Consider the following 14,851-nt stretch of genomic DNA (forward strand, 5'->3'; position numbering starts at 1 on the left):
TTCACACCGCGTACCGGTGTGCATCCGTATATTTGAATTCGAGCCCGCAGCCGGGCCGCGACAGGTCTGGCGTGATGGCGCCGTCCACCGCGCGCGGTGCGCCGTCGAACAACATCTGCTCGATGCGCACGTGATCGTGGAACCATTCCTGATGCCGCAGACGCGGAGCGGCGCAGGCGACGTGCAGATGCATCGCCGGTGCGCAATGCGCCGAGAGCGGTAGATGAAACGCATCGCACAGCGTGGCCGCGCGCAGGAAGCCGGTGATGCCGCCGCAGCGTGTCACGTCGGCCTGCAGCACATCCACCGCCGCGTTGTCGAGCAGCACGCGGAAGTCGTCCAATGTGTAGCCGTATTCGCCGGCCGCCAGTTCCATGCGCGCGGGCAGCACGCCGCGCAGCGAGGCGAGCCCGGCGATATCGTCCGATGACAGCGGCTCCTCGAACCATTCGACCGCCTGCTCCGCGAAGATCTGCGCGCAATGCAGCGCCTGCTTGCGCGTCAGCGCGCCGTTTGCATCGACGAACAGGCCCGCCTGCGCGCCAATCGCCTCACGCGCCACCGCCACGCGATGCGGATCGCGCGCAGGCTCGCTGCCGATCTTGATCTTGACCCAGCGGCAGCCGTCCTCATGCACCCAGCGCGTGAGTTGCTCGCGCATCTCGTCGTCGCTATAGGTGGTGAAGCCGCCGCTGCCATATAGCGGCACCCGTGTGCGCACCATGCCGAGCAGACGCGCAAGCGGCATGTCGAGCAGGCGGGCCTTGACGTCCCACAGCGCGCAATCCAGCGCGGAGATCGCGGTCGCCGCGACGCCCGAGCGACCGATGTTGCGCACGCGCTGTTGCAGGCGCTGCCACAGTGCGTCGATGTGCCATGCGTCCTCGCCCTGCAGTACAGGCGCGAGCGTGGCTTCAATCATCTTCGCGACGCTCGCATCGCTGTAGGTGTAACCGAGGCCCGTCTTGCCGGCCGCCACGATCTCCACGACGATCAGGGTCGTCGCGTCCCAGGTGAAGGTGCCGTCGGCTTCGGGCTTGTCGGTGGGAATGGTGTAGGCGCGCGCCCGGATCGTTTCGATCGGCGCCTCACGCTTAGACAGCTGCATGGATCACTTGTCCTTGTGTCCCGGCAACACCGCGCCGAGCACCTGCTTCGCCGTATCGACGATCACGTTGGCCTGGCTCGGATCGCCCTTCATCAGCGTGGTCGCGAAAGCCTTTGCCTGCTGCATCGTGATATGCGGCGGCAGCGGCGGCACGTTCGGGTCGGCCTTTACTTCGATCACCACCGGACGGTCCGCAGCCAGTGCTTCGTCCCATACGGCGGCCATGCGCTCGGCGTCATCGACGTAGATGCCTTTCAGGCCGATCAGCTCCGCGAACTTGTGATAAGGCACCGAAGGAATGTCCTGCGACGCCTCGAACTTCGGGTCGCCTTCCATCACGCGCTGCTCCCAGGTGACCTGGTTCAGATCCTCATTGTTGAGGACCATGCAGATCCAGCGCGGATCGCTCCACTGCTTCCAGTACTTCGCCACCGTGATGAGTTCGGCCATGTTGTTCATCTGCATCGCGCCATCGCCGACGAGCGCGATCACGGGCCGCTCCGGATGCGCGAACTTCGCGGCAATCGCATAGGGCACGGCCGCGCCCATCGAAGCGAGCCCGCCCGACAGCGAGCACAGCATGCCGCGCTTGACCTTCAGGTCGCGCGCATACCAGTTCGCGACCGAGCCTGAATCGCTCGTGACGATCGCATTCGACGGCACGCGCGGCGACAGCTCCCACACGGTGCGCTGCGGATTCACGCCGCTCTTCGCCGGTTCGATCGCGCGCTTCTCCAGCGTCTTCCACCAACTTGCCAACCAGCCTTCGATGTCCTCACGCCAGCCGCGTTCGGTCTTCTGCTGCAACAGTGGAAGCAGGGCGCGCAGCGTCTCGGCGCTGTCGCCGACGAGGTTCACTTCCATCGGATAGCGGATGCTCAGCATGTCCGCCTTGAGGTCGATCTGCACGCCGCGCGCCGCGCCTTCCTTCGGCAGGAACTCGGCATACGGAAAGCCCGAGCCGATCATCAGCAGCGTGTCGCATTCCATCATCATCTTGTAGCTCGGCTCCGTGCCGAGCAGACCGATGGAGCCCGTCACGAAGGGCAAGTCGTCGGGCAGCGCGGCCTTGCCGAGCAGAGCCTTCGCGACGCCCGCGCCGAGCTTGTCCGCCACGGCGATGACTTCGTCGGTGGCCTTGAGCGCGCCTGCGCCGACGAGAATCGCCACCTTCTTGCCGGCGTTGAGGACGTCGGCTGCGCGTTGCAGGTCTTCGTCATAAGGGACGGTCTTCGGCGCGCGATAACCCACGCCCGAATGCAGCGTGCCGTGCTTGCGGCCGGGCGGCTCGTAGTCGAGATCCTGAAGGTCGTTGGGCAGGATGAGCGCGGTCACCTTGCGCTCGGACAGCGCGATGCGCACCGCGCGATCCACCAGATGCCGGATCTGCGAGGGCACGCTCGCCTGCTGCACGAACGCGCCGGCGACGTCCTTGAACAGCGCGGGGAGATCGACTTCCTGCTGGTAGTGACCGCCGAGCGCGGCGCGCGCCTGTTGACCGGCAATCGCGAGCACGGGCATGTGATCGAGCCGGGCATCGTAGAGACCGGTGATCAGATGCGCGGCGCCCGGGCCTGATGTGGCGATGCACACGCCCAGTTCGCCCGTGAACTTCGCATGCGCCGACGCCATGAACGCCGCCATTTCCTCATGGCGTGCCTGGATGAATTCGATCTTGCCCTTCGAGCGATTGAGGGCGCCGAACACGCCGTTGATGCCATCGCCAGGGTAGCCATAGATGCGGCGCACGCCCCAGGCATGCAGACGGTCGATCAGAAAATCACCGACAGTGGTGGTCATGGAAAGCTCTCCGAAAGTCGTGAACCAAAGCGCGGGATACCGAACCGCAGACAAGCCGTGCAGCGCAAACCGCATGCCGACGGGGCTTCTGTCGGGAGCTTGTTCGATGACGGAAAGAAGTTGGAAAGCTGGCCACGCGTGCAGTCAGCGTTCATACGGGCTCGACGATTGCTGGACAGTCATGACTATGGCGACGCGCCGGGCTTCGCTTGCCGGATGCGCTCGCCAACATTACTCAAGGAACAGGCGATATGGCGCTCATGCCACTGACATTGCACTGGACAGACGTGTGCATGCGGCTGTCGCTGGCGGTGCTGGCGGGCATCCTGATCGGTTTCAATCGCGGTGAGTCAGGCAAGGTGGCCGGTCTGCGCACCACGCTGCTCGTGTGTCTCGCTGCCTGTCTCGCGATGCTGCAGGTCAACGCGCTGCTGCTTCAGGCGGGCAAGACGCCGGAATCGTTCGCGGTACTCGACCTGATGCGCCTGCCGCTCGGCATTCTCTCTGGCGTCGGATTCATCGGTGCAGGCGCGATCCTGCGCAAGGACGGCCTCGTCAAAGGCGTGACGACTGCGGCGACGCTCTGGTTCGTGACGGTGATCGGCTTGTTGTTCGGTGGCGGTCAACTGGGACTCGGCGTGGCCGGGCTCGTGCTCGGCATTGTCGTGCTGTGGTTTCTCAAGGCGCTCGAAGTGCGCATACCGCGAGAGAACCAGGCCGACCTGCACATCACCTATCAGCGCGGACGCTTCTCGCGTGAAGCACTTGCTGAAGCGTTGCGGATGTCGGGTTGCACGCTGTTCAGCGTGGCTGCATCGGTGAAGACAGCAGACGGGTTGATCGAGGAGAAGTTCAACGTACGCTGGCATGGACGGCCCGACGAACCTCTTCTTCCCGCCTTCAACGAAGCGGCACTGGCGGCCGGGGCTTCGGGATCCGAATGGAATCTCGTGAGATGAAGTGGAGACGCGTCCCGCTGAAGAGAACGGAACGCGAGCATATCGAACAATTGGAAGCCGCTGCGCTATGGCGTATAACAAAGTAGCTTGATTCGATTTGTCAGGAGTCGAGATGCTGATTCGCTGCGCTGCGTGCAACAAGCTCATCTATTCCGACGATGCGTTGAACGATGGCACTTGTCCGGCCTGCGGTTCAACGGAAACTGAATACATCGCCATGGGTATCGTCTTCGAGCAGGCTGCTGTTCCGCATGCGCCGGCAGTCGATGCCGCCGAAGGAGCCGCCCGCTCCGCCGCCCCCCGACCTCGGACCTGAATGACGGACGCCTTGCGGCACACGGTGTTGAAGGCGCGCAATGTCCCTCTCGTTGCGCGCATCCTTGCCCGCCCATTGTGGCGGGCTTTTTAATGTATGGGCGTCGCTGCGGGGCATGGCCGTTGCTGCGGTCGAGGAACGATCAACGTTGCCGTGAGGACAGCATGAACAAGGATCAGCGTGAAGGCATCAAGGAACAGGTCAAGGGCTGGGTCGATACCGCCGTCGGCACGGTCACGGGCAACGAGGACCGCAAGGTGAAGGGTGATGTGGAGATCACGAACGGCGCGAATCGCAAGGATTACGGCGATCAGAAGAAGAACATCGAGAAGGGCGTCGAAGATCCGGGTGAACCGACCAATCAATGACTTGCCGCGTGCAGACAACGAGAAGACAAGGAAGGTCGGCACGTATCCGCGCACCGCGCGGACACGTGCAATAAACCTTACTGCGAGAGCATGACCTGGGCGATCACGCCCGATGCGACCGCAACCAGCAGATAGTCCGCGCCGACGCCGACCCACTGATACCCGCGCGGCGGCTGACGCAGCCCATGTTCGTGCCAGTTGTCGACCACGTACTCATGGTCGCGATACTCCGACGAGAGGCGCTGACCCTTGCGCCATTCCCCATGCGGCGGCGGCTGATTCGCGTGCTCGGCAGGACCGCCGGGCTGATGACCGTTCATCCCGGGACCGGGACCATGATCCGCGCCGCCTTGCGGCCCACGAGCCTGATGCGCGCCAGGACCGCCAGGACCACCAGGGCCGCCATGCATGTCGTGATGCTGATCCGGACCGCCGGGCGCAGGCTGCGCGAAGGCCGCGCCCGTCGTGAGTCCAAGGTTCGCGCAGATGAGCGCGGCAACGATTCGAGCTTTTTTCATGTGGTTTCCTCTCCGTGTTTGCAAATTGCCGATTCGCTCAGGCGGTTTGTTGCGCACCTTCAGCACTTTTCGCGCCTTGCGAATCGTTGGAGGCGACTTTACGCAAAGCTTCTCTAAAATGACGTGAGCATGTGTAAGCAACGCTTACCTTTGATTACGCGGATTCACTAAACCGTGTTCGCGGAACGCGCTTTGCTACGGGATCGACACGCATCAGGGAGCGCACACGCCGCATGACATCGACATCGAACGATGCCCGCGGGCATCTTGCCGGACAGCAAACGGCCTCGCGTCCCGGCCGCGACTCGTCGCACCGGTCGCTGAAGGTCCTCGTTCCCGGCGCGCTCGGCGTGGTGTTCGGGGATATCGGCACGAGCCCGATCTATGCCTTGCGACAAGCCGTGAGCGAGTCGGGCACGCTGGACCCGCGCGTGGTGCTGGGCATCCTCTCGATGATCGTGTGGGCCGTCGTGATCGTCGTGATGGGCAAGTATGTCTGCTATGTGATGCGTGCCGACAATGAAGGCGAGGGCGGCATCATCGCGCTGACGGCGCTCGTGCGCTCCGGCTACGAACGCGAAGGCCGCCATGTGCCGCGTTTGCTGTTGACGGCCGGCCTGTTCGGCGCCGCCATGTTCTACGGCGATTCGATGATCACACCGGCCGTGTCGGTCCTGTCCGCCGTCGAAGGGCTGCGTCAGGTGAGTGCGACCTTCGAACCGTTCGTCGTGCCGCTCGCGCTGCTGATCCTGATCGCGCTGTTCGCGTTCCAGCATCGCGGCACCGCCGCCGTGGGGAAATGGTTCGCACCGGTGATGTCGGTGTGGTTCGTCTATCTCGCGGCGGTCGGCGTATATCGCATCGTGCAGCATCCCGACGTGCTGCGCGCGCTGTCGCCGTCGTTCGCGTGGGACCTCGTGCGCATGCGTCCGCTGCTTGCATTCACCTTGCTCGGCGCAGTGATCCTCGCGCTGACCGGCGCCGAGGCGCTTTATGCCGACATCGGGCACTTCGGCAAGCGTGCGATCCGGCGTGCGTGGCTGTTCGTCGTGTTCCCGGCGATCATCGTCGGCTACTTCGGGCAAGCCGCCGCCATCCTGTATCAGCCCGGCGCGGCCAGCCAGCCGTTCTTCTTCGCCGCGCCTTCTTGGGCGCTCATCCCCACCGTGGTCATCGCGATGCTCGCCACGGTGATCGCGTCGCAGGCCGTCATCTCCGGCGCCTTTTCCATGACGAGCCAGGCCATTGAACTCGGCTTTCTGCCGCGTTTGCGCGTGGTGGAAACTTCATCGTCGCAACATGGGCAGGTGTACGTGCCCGCCGTCAACGCGGTGCTTTTCGCCGCCGTGCTGTTCCTCGTGCTGACGTTCCGCAGTTCGGCGCGACTCACTTCGGCTTACGGCATCGCGGTCGGTCTCACGATGTTCGTCACCTCCATGCAGATGGTGAGCCTCTCGCGCAAGCTGTGGCGCTGGCGGTGGATAGCCATCGTTATGATCAGCGCACCGCTGCTCGCCATCGATACGCTGCTCGTCGCGGCGAACATTCACAAGCTCCCGGACGGCGGCTGGTTTCCGGTGACGATCGGCATCGTGCTGTTCGTCGCGATGGCGACCTGGCATCGCGGCCGCGCGCTCGAGGTGGTGCATGCTTCGCACGCCCAGCCGCTCGCTGACTTCCTGCGCGATGCATGCCGCGACCCCGAGCCTCCTGCGCGCGTGCCCGGCACGGCGGTCTATCCTGGCAGCATGCCCGGCTCGACGCCCGCCGCGCTGGCAAGCAACCTGCGGCACAACCGTGTGCTGCACCGGACCGTGATCGTGTTCGCGAACCGCTCGGAATCCGCGCCGCGTATCGATGAAGAGACACGTATCGAAGTACGCGATCTCGGCGCGGGCTGCTACGAAGTCATCTCGCGGCACGGCTTCACCGAACGGCCCAATCTGCCGCGCCTGCTTGCCTCGCTCGAAGGGCAACTCGGCGGCTGGCGCTTCGACCCGAAGCACACCACGTACTTCCTGCCGCGCGACGAAGCCGTGCCCGGCTGCTCGCACGGCCAGATGTCGCGCTGGCGCGAGCGGCTGTTCGGCGCGATGTCGGCGCATTCCGCATCGAGCGCGGAATACTATGGCCTCAGGAGCGAGGATGTCGTCGAGCTCGGCGTGCAGGTCGCGCTGTGAAGAGACTTCCGGTGAAGGATGTGAAGCCGACTGTTCCGCTGCTCGCACTGAGCTTCTTCGCGGCGGACGTGCAGGCGGGCGTCGGGCCGTTTCTCGGCATCTTTCTGCAGGCGCATGGCTGGACGCCCGACCGCATCGGCTCGGTGCTGACCATGGGCGGCATCGTCGCCATGCTGGTCACGGCGCCGGCGGGCGCGCTCGTCGATGCCAGCACCTACCGGCGCATGATCGTCGCGCTCGCAAGCGGTCTCAGCATCGTTGCGGCGCTCATCATCTGGATGTGGCAGGGCTTCTGGCCCGTCACGCTTTCGCAGATCTCGACGGCGATCGGCGGCGCGGCGATGGGCCCGGCGCTGGTGGGGCTCACGCTCGGCATGGTCGGACGGCAGAACTTCGATCGCCAGTTCGGCCGCAATCAGGTCGCGAATCACGCGGGCAACATCGCGGCGGCGCTGCTCTCGGGATGGCTCGGCGCGACGCTGGGCATGCCGTGGATCTTCGCGCTGAGCGCGGGGTTCGGCTTGGCGTGTATCGCCACCGCGTTCTGGATTCCTGGCCGCTCGGTGCATCGGCATTTCGCGCGCGGCCTCGCCCGCCACGATGACGACGATGCCTCCGACATCCGCGCGCAAGGTTTCTCCGTGCTGTGGCGCAATCGTCCGCTGCTGGTGCTGGCCGCCGCGCTCGCGCTCTTCAATCTCGGCAATTCGGCGATGCTGCCGCTTTACAGTCTCGCGGTCGCCTCGGCGCACGTGGCGGATCCGAGTCAGGTGACGGCGGCCAACATCGTGATCTCGCAGGTCGTGATGCTTGCTGCGGCCGCCTATGCAAGCCGCCTGACGCGTCGCTGGGGCTTCTGGTGGATCCTGCTCGTCACGCTCGCGACGCTGCCGTTGCGCGCCATGACAGCCGCGTGGGCACCGCCGTTATGGGGCCTCCTGCCGGTGCAGGTCTTCGACGGCATCGGCGCGGGCCTGCAAAGCGTCGCGGTGCCGTCGCTGATCGTGCATCTGCTGCATGGCACGGGGCGCGTGAATCTCGGGCAGGGTGCGGTGCAAGGCGTGGAGGCGGGCGGTGCGTGCCTGAGTCCGCTGCTTGGCGGCTGGCTTGCGCATCAGTACGGCTATCCGGTGGCGTTTCTCGTGCTTGGCAGTTTCTCGCTGGCTGCGTTCGCCATCTGGACAGGGTTCGCGCGGGACGTGCGTGAGGCGTGCGACACGCGGCGCGATGAGCTGGTCAAGCTGAACGAGATCGACTCTTCGACACTTCTGCCATGACGCGGCACGGCGAATGCGTTCATCGCCGGACTGGATATGTCATCTGGACGAGGATGGATCGAATGGACTACACCCAAGCACGCGCGCAACACCTGCACGTTCCGACGCCCGACAGCGACCCGGATCCGGCGCCGCCGCCGGACCGCACACCTGATGCACCGCAGCCGTTCGGCGATCCGCCGAACAGCCAACCACCGGAGCGTCTTGGATAACCGCGGACTAACCGGCCGGCAGCATGTCCGCCTTCGCGTTGGCGTGCTCCTTGGCCGCGTGCAACGCGGCTTCGGCGGTTTTGACGGGGCGGTCACGCATCTCAGTGTAACCATCGGCATCGATCGTGTAGGACCAGGTGCATAGCCCGGTCGGATCACGATCGATGTCGATATTCACGGTGTGGCCATTGCGCATATAGCTTTCGGTAGACATGATGCGTTCTCCGATGTTGGCAATTGAGCAAGCTGTCAGGACATTCCCGCGCCGCCCCGGCGTTTGATCGCGAGGATGGCGGCGGCGGGCACATGCACGATGCCGAAGCCGAGCACGAAGACCAGCCAGCGCGGCAACGGCAAATCCAGCGTCAGAGCGCCCATCGCGCCGAATGCAATCCCCACCACGATCAGCACCAGATGCGCGATCCGGCGTTTGCCGGCGCCGCTGGTGAATTGCGGGATCTCGTAGTGCGCGTAGCACACCACGGCGCCCATCAGCGCGCCGGCGAGCAGGGCTTGCCATGCGATCATCGTTCAGCTTCGTGCAGGGTTTAACGCGTGGAATCGGGCGGCACGCGGTCCTTTTCCTGCGACGAGGGCAGCGCGTTTTCCGAATCCTCATGGCCGCGTTTCTCGCGGGCATCGAGATCGCGTTGCTGAGTGGGCGTGCCCGTGGGCTCGTCCATTTCTTCCGCGTTCACGTGTTCGGGTCTGGATGGGGTTGGCATGTCGGCCTCCTGAGTGGGCGGCAATGGAAGCATTTGAGCAATCTCCAGACCCGCGGCATGCAGCGCCCGTCTATCAAACCATATGAAAGCAATGTAATTGGTTTTAATCCCGGCTTTCGATAAGTCCACGAATGTCAATTTGCTTCGCGGGTATTGCTGTAATTGAAACCCGAATTTAGAATTTTTCGCAGGCGGTGAAAATGAAATCAGACGCCTGGTTGATGCAAGGCGTTTGATCGTTCAATTCAGCATGGCGACAGGAAATTAATCCATGGCAGGCCTTCATAAGGCCTTCCATAGGAAATTCAATGCGCCACATCAACGAGAGCGTGAAAAAAGAATGTCGGTTTCCACACCAGATGCAATTGAAATATCCCTGGCGATGCCTGAATTCAAGGATGCCGAGTGTTCCGAATGGCAGGACTGGCGCTGGCATCAAAGGAATACCATTCGCGATGAGGCGACGCTGCGCAACGCATGCGGCGACTTTCCGGAAGAGTTGAGTCAACGCATTCAGCATAATCTTCAGGGCCGCAAACTCCAGATTACGCCCTATTATCTCCGCCTGATTCTCGATAACAACAAGTACACCAGCATCGTCGATAACCCGCTATGGCGTCAGGTCGTTCCGTTCTGGGATAAAGAGGCCGCGGGCGGATATGACGGTGAGTCGGAGAACTGGGAGTTATCCCATGAGATGAAAACGCCGATCTGTCAGCACAAATACGACAATCGCGTCATTCTGCGCATGGTCAATACCTGCAATACGTATTGCCAGTTTTGTTTCGAGGCGCTGAGAACGCTGGAAGTCAACAGCGACAAGAGCAAGGCGAGCCGCGACACTTTCCTCGACAGCGTGGCGTACGTGGCGCGCAATCCAGCGGTCGAGGAAGTCATTCTGAGTGGCGGCGACCCGCTGATGCTGTCAGATGCGAAGCTCGATGAGCATCTCGGCGCGCTCCGGAACCTGAACCGTGACATCCTGATCCGCATCCATTCCCGCTCGCTGACCTTTAATCCTTACCGCATCACGGACGAACTGATCGACATACTGAAACGCCATCGGGTCAATTCGTTCGGCGTGCATGTCTGCCATCCGGATGAGCTCAGCCCGGCGTTCATGCACGCGGTGAAGCGCATCCAGTCGGCCGTGCCCATCGTCTTTTCCAACATGCCGTTCCTGCGCGGCGTGAACGACAACGAAGCGACACTGCATCGCCTGTTCATCGAGTTGTATCGCTGCGGCGTCAAACCGTACTACCTGTATCACTTCATGCCGTTCTCGCCGGGCGCGTCGGTCTACAAGGCGTCCATCCGCGATGCCATCCGCATCATGAAGCGCCTGAAGCGGCGCGTGTCGAACATCGCAATGCCCGAGTACGTGCTGCCTCATGCCAAAGGCAAGTTCACCGTGCCCCTGTTCGAAAGCGAGAACGACATTCCGCAGTTCGTCGAGGCGGACGGCCAGCGCATCTACCGGTTCGTGAACTGGCAGGGCGAAACATGCGACTGGATCGACAATTAACGGGAGATACAGCATGAGCAAGTTGATTTCCCGTCCGGATGACGCCAGGCGGCAAGCCGCGGTGCTGTTCGTGCAGATAGAAAGCCCGGTGCCCTCGGTGACTGCATACGGGCACCGTCACTTCGACGCCGCCCGCAAAATGGGCTTTGCGTGCCTCACCGCCGTGATGCGCCCGGCGGGGTCCATGGCCGGCGCGGAGCCGGATACCGATGAGGTCTGGCCGCTCGAAACGCTTACGGCCGATTCGCTGCTCGCGTTGCTCGAACGTCTCGATGCGCGTTACGACATCAAGGCGGTGTTCTGTCATGCTGGGCAAGCCTCGATGCTCGGCGAGGTCGGCGCGATCGTGGCGGAAGTCTGCCGGCTGACCGGCAGGGTGCATTCGGAGCCGGCGGCCGTTGCGGCCTGCAACAACAAGTTCCTGATGCGCTCGCTATTGAGGCGGCACGGCGTTCGATCGGTCCGCCATGCCCTGTGCAGCGATGCAGCCGCGCTGCGCGAGGCGGCCGCGGAGGTGGGCTATCCGCTGATTGCGAAGCCGCCTTATGGCGCGGGTTCGGCTTTCACGGCCCGCTGTCGGGATGAGGGCGAACTGTCGGACCACTACCACCGCTTCACGTCGCAACGCAATGCAGTCACGGTGGCGGACTTCTTCGGCGCGCCGCACGAGATCCGCCTCGCGGGCGCTGCCCCGGTCCGCTATGCACCGGGCGAAAGCATTCTGCTCGAAGAATATATCGAGGGGATCGAAGGCAGCGTGGAATGCGTGATAGTCGATGACGTGCCTTATCCGGTCCTCGTCCATGAAAAGCTGATCCTGACCGAGAAGCGCGGCACCGTGCTGGAGAACCTGCTGATCTCGCCGCCGGTGACGTTCACGGCAGCGCAAACCCACGCCATCAAGGAGTACGCGGTGGAATGTCTCACCGCGCTGGGCTTGCGAAACGCCATCGTCCATCTGGAGTTCCGCCTGACGGCGGATGGACCGGTCGTGATCGAGATCAATCCGCGGCTGGGCGGGCTGTATGTGGACGCGGCGTTCCGGGACATCGCGGGCCTCGATCCCTACGCGCTCTATGTCGCGCTGCTGACGGGCGCGGACGGATTGCACGATCGCTTGCGCGATGCCTGCGCCCACGCGGCCGGCGTGCGCCAGCACTACGCCATGTTTGCGCTGTTTCCGGAGCACAGTGGCCGGTTCGAGGGATTCGCCGGGCTGGATGTCCTGACGGGCGATTCCGCCGTCATCGACTTCGCCGTCGCCTGTCCGGAAGGCAGCGAGGTCCAGGCGGAGATCGAAGAAAGCTATCTGCTGAAAGGCTGGGCGGCCGTGGACGGGCGTGCCCACGCGCTGCGCCTGTACGGCGGGCTGATCGAGGCGCTGAAGCCGGTCGTCGTGCCGTTCACGCACATCCCGGAGCGCGAAGCCATGACCATCGAAGCCATCATCGATACATTGAGCCGCAACCGCTTCTGTCATGCGCCTGACTTCGCCGGCATGATCCGCCATGATGCCGACGAACAGCTTGCGTTCACGCGCCATTGGGACCGCCTGGCCACAGACGAGAATTTCATCAACTACACGCGGCGTGAGCGGCGCTTGCTGCGTTACCGCTTCGCTCCGGGACAGCCCTTGCAAATCGACAGGAACCCGGATTTCAAACCCGCCGCCGTGTATGACGTCGACTACACGCCGGGGCTCAACCGCCTGACCTATGCCGAGGATTCCTTCATCCACAGCGGGATACTCCGGCAGATTCTCGACGCGGATATCGCCATCCTCGAAAGCCAGTTGCATCCCGAACGCGACTATACGATCGAGATCCATCAGTTCCGGGTGTTCGCGGAAGGCGGCGCAGTGAGTCCCACTACATCGGGCATCCACCAGGACGGGCTGGATTGGGTCTGCATGCATTTCATCGGCAGCCGCAATATCCAGCCGGTCGTCTCGGAGCTCCACGCGTCGAAAGACTCCGCCGCGCCGTTGTGGGCGCATGCGCTCGACGGCTTCCTCGACACCGTGATCGTCGATGACGCCGCGCTGTTCCACAGCGCCAGTGCTGTCCGGCAGGCGAATCCGGGCGAACGGGCTTTCCGCGACATGCTGCTGGTGTCCTTCCGTGGCGCGGAGCGACGCGCATGAGCACCGGACCGATGCCTTGCCGAAGCGTCCCGTCCGGTTTGACGCGGGTGTATGTCTGGCTGTCGTTCAAGACCGTTTCCGACATCAGTTCCACCATGATCAGCATCGTGCTCGCCGCGTACGCGTTGAAGGTGGCGGATTCGGCCGCGCTGCTGGGCCTCGCGATGGCCTTGCGCCTGCTTGGCTCCGTGGCCGGCGCAACAGCGATGCCGCGGCTGCGCGGACTATCGCGGCGCACGATGATCTTCGCGGCGGAAGCGGGCAGTGCACTGGCCATCGGCGTGCTGGCGGTGTCGTCGCAGCGCGCGGATGCCGTGCTGATCTATGTGGCGCCGTTCCTGATTGGCTTCTTCCAGGGCGTCTACCGCGTCTGCATCATGTCGGAGGTGCCGGAGATGGTCGGGCAAGCGGGCCGGCATCGCTTCAACGCGATTCTCAGCGCCACTGACGGCATCGCTGTCGTGAGCGGCAGTCTGATCGCGTCCGTCGTCACGCAGGTGCTGACTTACAAGAACGTCTTTCTGATCGACGCACTCACTTTCGCCCTGTCCGCGCTCGTTTTCGTGACGCTCGTGGCCCGCATGCCGCGACGGTGCCTTCCGGCCCTGCCTGCGCAAGGCGAGAGCGTGAAGCCGGCGGTCGCGGTGCGGCATCTGTCAACGGTCGTGATGCTCGTGATCGGCGCGCGCTTCGTGGAGGCGTTCGGCTCGGGCACGCATAACGTGGGCTTCCCGATCAAGTCCCTGGCGTTCGACGTGCGCCAGCCCGTGTTTCTCTACGGCTGGCTGATGGCGGCATGGGGCGCCGGACGGCTCGTTTCGGCGGCTGTCACGCCGCGCATGCTCGAACGGCTGGAAGGGCGCAACCGGTCGCTCGAACCGTGGTTCATCGGCTTGCTCATGCTGACCTTCGCCTGCTTTCTCGGCGTCTTCGAATGGCAGGGCATGGCCGGCATGCTCGGATTCGTCTGGCTGGCCGGCATCTTCGACGCCGCCACGGAAACGGCCTACTACTCGCTGCTCCAGTCGGCGCCGGCGGCTTCGCGCGACTACGTCATCGGCACGTCCTACGTGGTGGAGCGGACCGGACTCGGACTCGGCATGCTGACAGTCGGGCTGGCGTTTTCCAGTCTTGGAACGGAGGCTGCCGCCTTGCTGTTCTATGGCGGGTCGATTGCGCTGGCGGGTCTCGTGCTCGTGGCCGTCAAGCGACGTAGCAGGCGCAGCGGTGGCCGATTTCCCTGACCATTTAGCCAATCCGCCAGAAGCCGTACAGGCGCGGCGCTTGCTGATTTCTTCGCATGTGAATCACGCATCTCCAGGAGAAACGATGAGAATCACCGACTATGATCAGCGCGTCGAAGAACTCCAGCTTGCAATATCGAGCGCGTTCGAATCGCGCAAGACACCGGCCGTCAGCGTGCTCGACGAAGAAGCCTCGGTGGTCATCAACGTGTCATGGGTGACCGAAAGCGGTCGCGACACGACGCTCGATTCGCGCTGCAGCGCGTCGGTGCGCTTTACGACTGCGCAGTTGGAGCGCTATTCGTCGGTGGACATTGGCCGCCGCAAGATCATTCAGGGCCGGGTCGTGGAGGGCTTGCGCCAGGCGTTCGCGCAATCCGGCGGCACGCAGTCGGCGCCCGGCGCGTGTTCCCTCGAACTGCGCGCCGACGACGCCTGGTTCGTACCGCCCGAAACCTCGACTGAAGTCCTCTGAC

Annotated in this window: 16 protein-coding genes; 10 read left to right on the forward strand and 6 right to left on the reverse strand. The window is 63.7% G+C overall.

The window, feature by feature from the left end; translation table 11 throughout:
* Position 1: 1 nt before the first annotated feature.
* Together QCE62_RS16340 and QCE62_RS16345 are read right to left on the reverse strand one after the other, a co-directional pair.
* Positions 2–1,108: an enolase C-terminal domain-like protein gene (locus QCE62_RS16340; protein WP_309920354.1), complete on the reverse strand. Its 1,107-nt coding sequence runs from the start codon at positions 1,106–1,108 to the stop codon at positions 2–4.
* Positions 1,109–1,111: 3 nt separating this feature from the next.
* The gene (locus QCE62_RS16345; RefSeq protein WP_309920357.1) at positions 1,112–2,908 is read right to left on the reverse strand and encodes a thiamine pyrophosphate-requiring protein; all 1,797 of its coding nucleotides are present in this window, start codon (positions 2,906–2,908) and stop codon (positions 1,112–1,114) included.
* A gap of 251 nt (positions 2,909–3,159) precedes the next feature.
* Here QCE62_RS16345 and QCE62_RS16350 point away from each other — a divergent pair, with 251 nt between their 5' ends.
* The 3 genes from QCE62_RS16350 (at position 3,160) to QCE62_RS16360 (ending at position 4,551) form a co-directional block, all read left to right on the forward strand.
* A complete protein-coding gene (locus QCE62_RS16350; RefSeq protein WP_309920359.1) occupies positions 3,160–3,867 on the forward strand; it encodes an MgtC/SapB family protein in 708 nt (235 codons plus the stop codon).
* 112 nt (positions 3,868–3,979) lie between these two features.
* Positions 3,980–4,183, forward strand: a complete 204-nt coding sequence (locus QCE62_RS16355) for a hypothetical protein (RefSeq protein WP_309920361.1) — start codon at positions 3,980–3,982, stop codon at positions 4,181–4,183.
* 164 nt (positions 4,184–4,347) lie between these two features.
* Entirely contained in the window at positions 4,348–4,551 is a 204-nt protein-coding gene (locus QCE62_RS16360; protein ID WP_309812200.1) for a CsbD family protein, read from the forward strand.
* Positions 4,552–4,628: 77 nt separating this feature from the next.
* On the opposite strand, the gene QCE62_RS16365 is transcribed toward QCE62_RS16360, so the two are convergent.
* Positions 4,629–5,069, reverse strand: a complete 441-nt coding sequence (locus QCE62_RS16365) for an RcnB family protein (protein ID WP_309920364.1) — start codon at positions 5,067–5,069, stop codon at positions 4,629–4,631.
* Between the two features lie 233 nt (positions 5,070–5,302).
* Between QCE62_RS16365 and QCE62_RS16370 the strand changes: the two genes are divergently transcribed.
* The 3 genes from QCE62_RS16370 (at position 5,303) to QCE62_RS16380 (ending at position 8,738) form a co-directional block, all read left to right on the forward strand.
* A complete protein-coding gene (locus QCE62_RS16370) occupies positions 5,303–7,249 on the forward strand; it encodes a KUP/HAK/KT family potassium transporter (RefSeq protein WP_309920367.1) in 1,947 nt (648 codons plus the stop codon).
* Entirely contained in the window at positions 7,246–8,526 is a 1,281-nt protein-coding gene (locus QCE62_RS16375; protein WP_309920369.1) for an MFS transporter, read from the forward strand. Before QCE62_RS16370 ends, QCE62_RS16375 begins: the two co-directional genes overlap by 4 nt.
* 62 nt (positions 8,527–8,588) lie before the next feature.
* A complete protein-coding gene (locus tag QCE62_RS16380; protein ID WP_309920372.1) occupies positions 8,589–8,738 on the forward strand; it encodes a hypothetical protein in 150 nt (49 codons plus the stop codon).
* A 7-nt stretch (positions 8,739–8,745) separates the two neighbouring features.
* On the opposite strand, the gene QCE62_RS16385 is transcribed toward QCE62_RS16380, so the two are convergent.
* From QCE62_RS16385 to QCE62_RS16395, 3 genes are read right to left on the reverse strand one after another with little or no spacing between them, the layout of a single operon-like run.
* Positions 8,746–8,952 carry a hypothetical protein gene (locus QCE62_RS16385; RefSeq protein WP_309920373.1) on the reverse strand — a complete coding sequence of 69 codons (207 nt, stop codon included), beginning with the start codon at positions 8,950–8,952 and terminating at the stop codon, positions 8,746–8,748.
* 35 nt (positions 8,953–8,987) lie between these two features.
* A complete protein-coding gene (locus QCE62_RS16390; protein WP_309920376.1) occupies positions 8,988–9,266 on the reverse strand; it encodes a hypothetical protein in 279 nt (92 codons plus the stop codon).
* Between the two features lie 20 nt (positions 9,267–9,286).
* Entirely contained in the window at positions 9,287–9,463 is a 177-nt protein-coding gene (locus tag QCE62_RS16395) for a hypothetical protein (protein WP_309920380.1), read from the reverse strand.
* A 271-nt stretch (positions 9,464–9,734) separates the two neighbouring features.
* Between QCE62_RS16395 and QCE62_RS16400 the strand changes: the two genes are divergently transcribed.
* The 4 genes from QCE62_RS16400 to QCE62_RS16415 all read left to right on the forward strand — a co-directional run bounded on the left by QCE62_RS16400 (position 9,735) and on the right by QCE62_RS16415 (position 14,850).
* Entirely contained in the window at positions 9,735–10,988 is a 1,254-nt protein-coding gene (locus QCE62_RS16400) for a radical SAM protein (RefSeq protein WP_309920382.1), read from the forward strand.
* A 13-nt stretch (positions 10,989–11,001) separates the two neighbouring features.
* Positions 11,002–13,131, forward strand: a complete 2,130-nt coding sequence (locus QCE62_RS16405; RefSeq protein WP_309920385.1) for a 2OG-Fe dioxygenase family protein — start codon at positions 11,002–11,004, stop codon at positions 13,129–13,131.
* Positions 13,128–14,375 carry an MFS transporter gene (locus tag QCE62_RS16410; RefSeq protein ID WP_309920388.1) on the forward strand — a complete coding sequence of 416 codons (1,248 nt, stop codon included), beginning with the start codon at positions 13,128–13,130 and terminating at the stop codon, positions 14,373–14,375. The genes QCE62_RS16405 and QCE62_RS16410 overlap by 4 nt, the downstream gene beginning before the upstream one ends.
* An 85-nt stretch (positions 14,376–14,460) precedes the next feature.
* Complete coding sequence (locus QCE62_RS16415; protein ID WP_309920390.1) at positions 14,461–14,850, forward strand: hypothetical protein; 390 nt, start codon at positions 14,461–14,463, stop codon at positions 14,848–14,850.
* Position 14,851 lies beyond the last annotated feature (1 nt).

The sequence above is a fragment of the Caballeronia sp. LZ033 genome, from assembly GCF_031451265.1.
Taxonomy (GTDB): Bacteria; Pseudomonadota; Gammaproteobacteria; order Burkholderiales; family Burkholderiaceae; genus Caballeronia.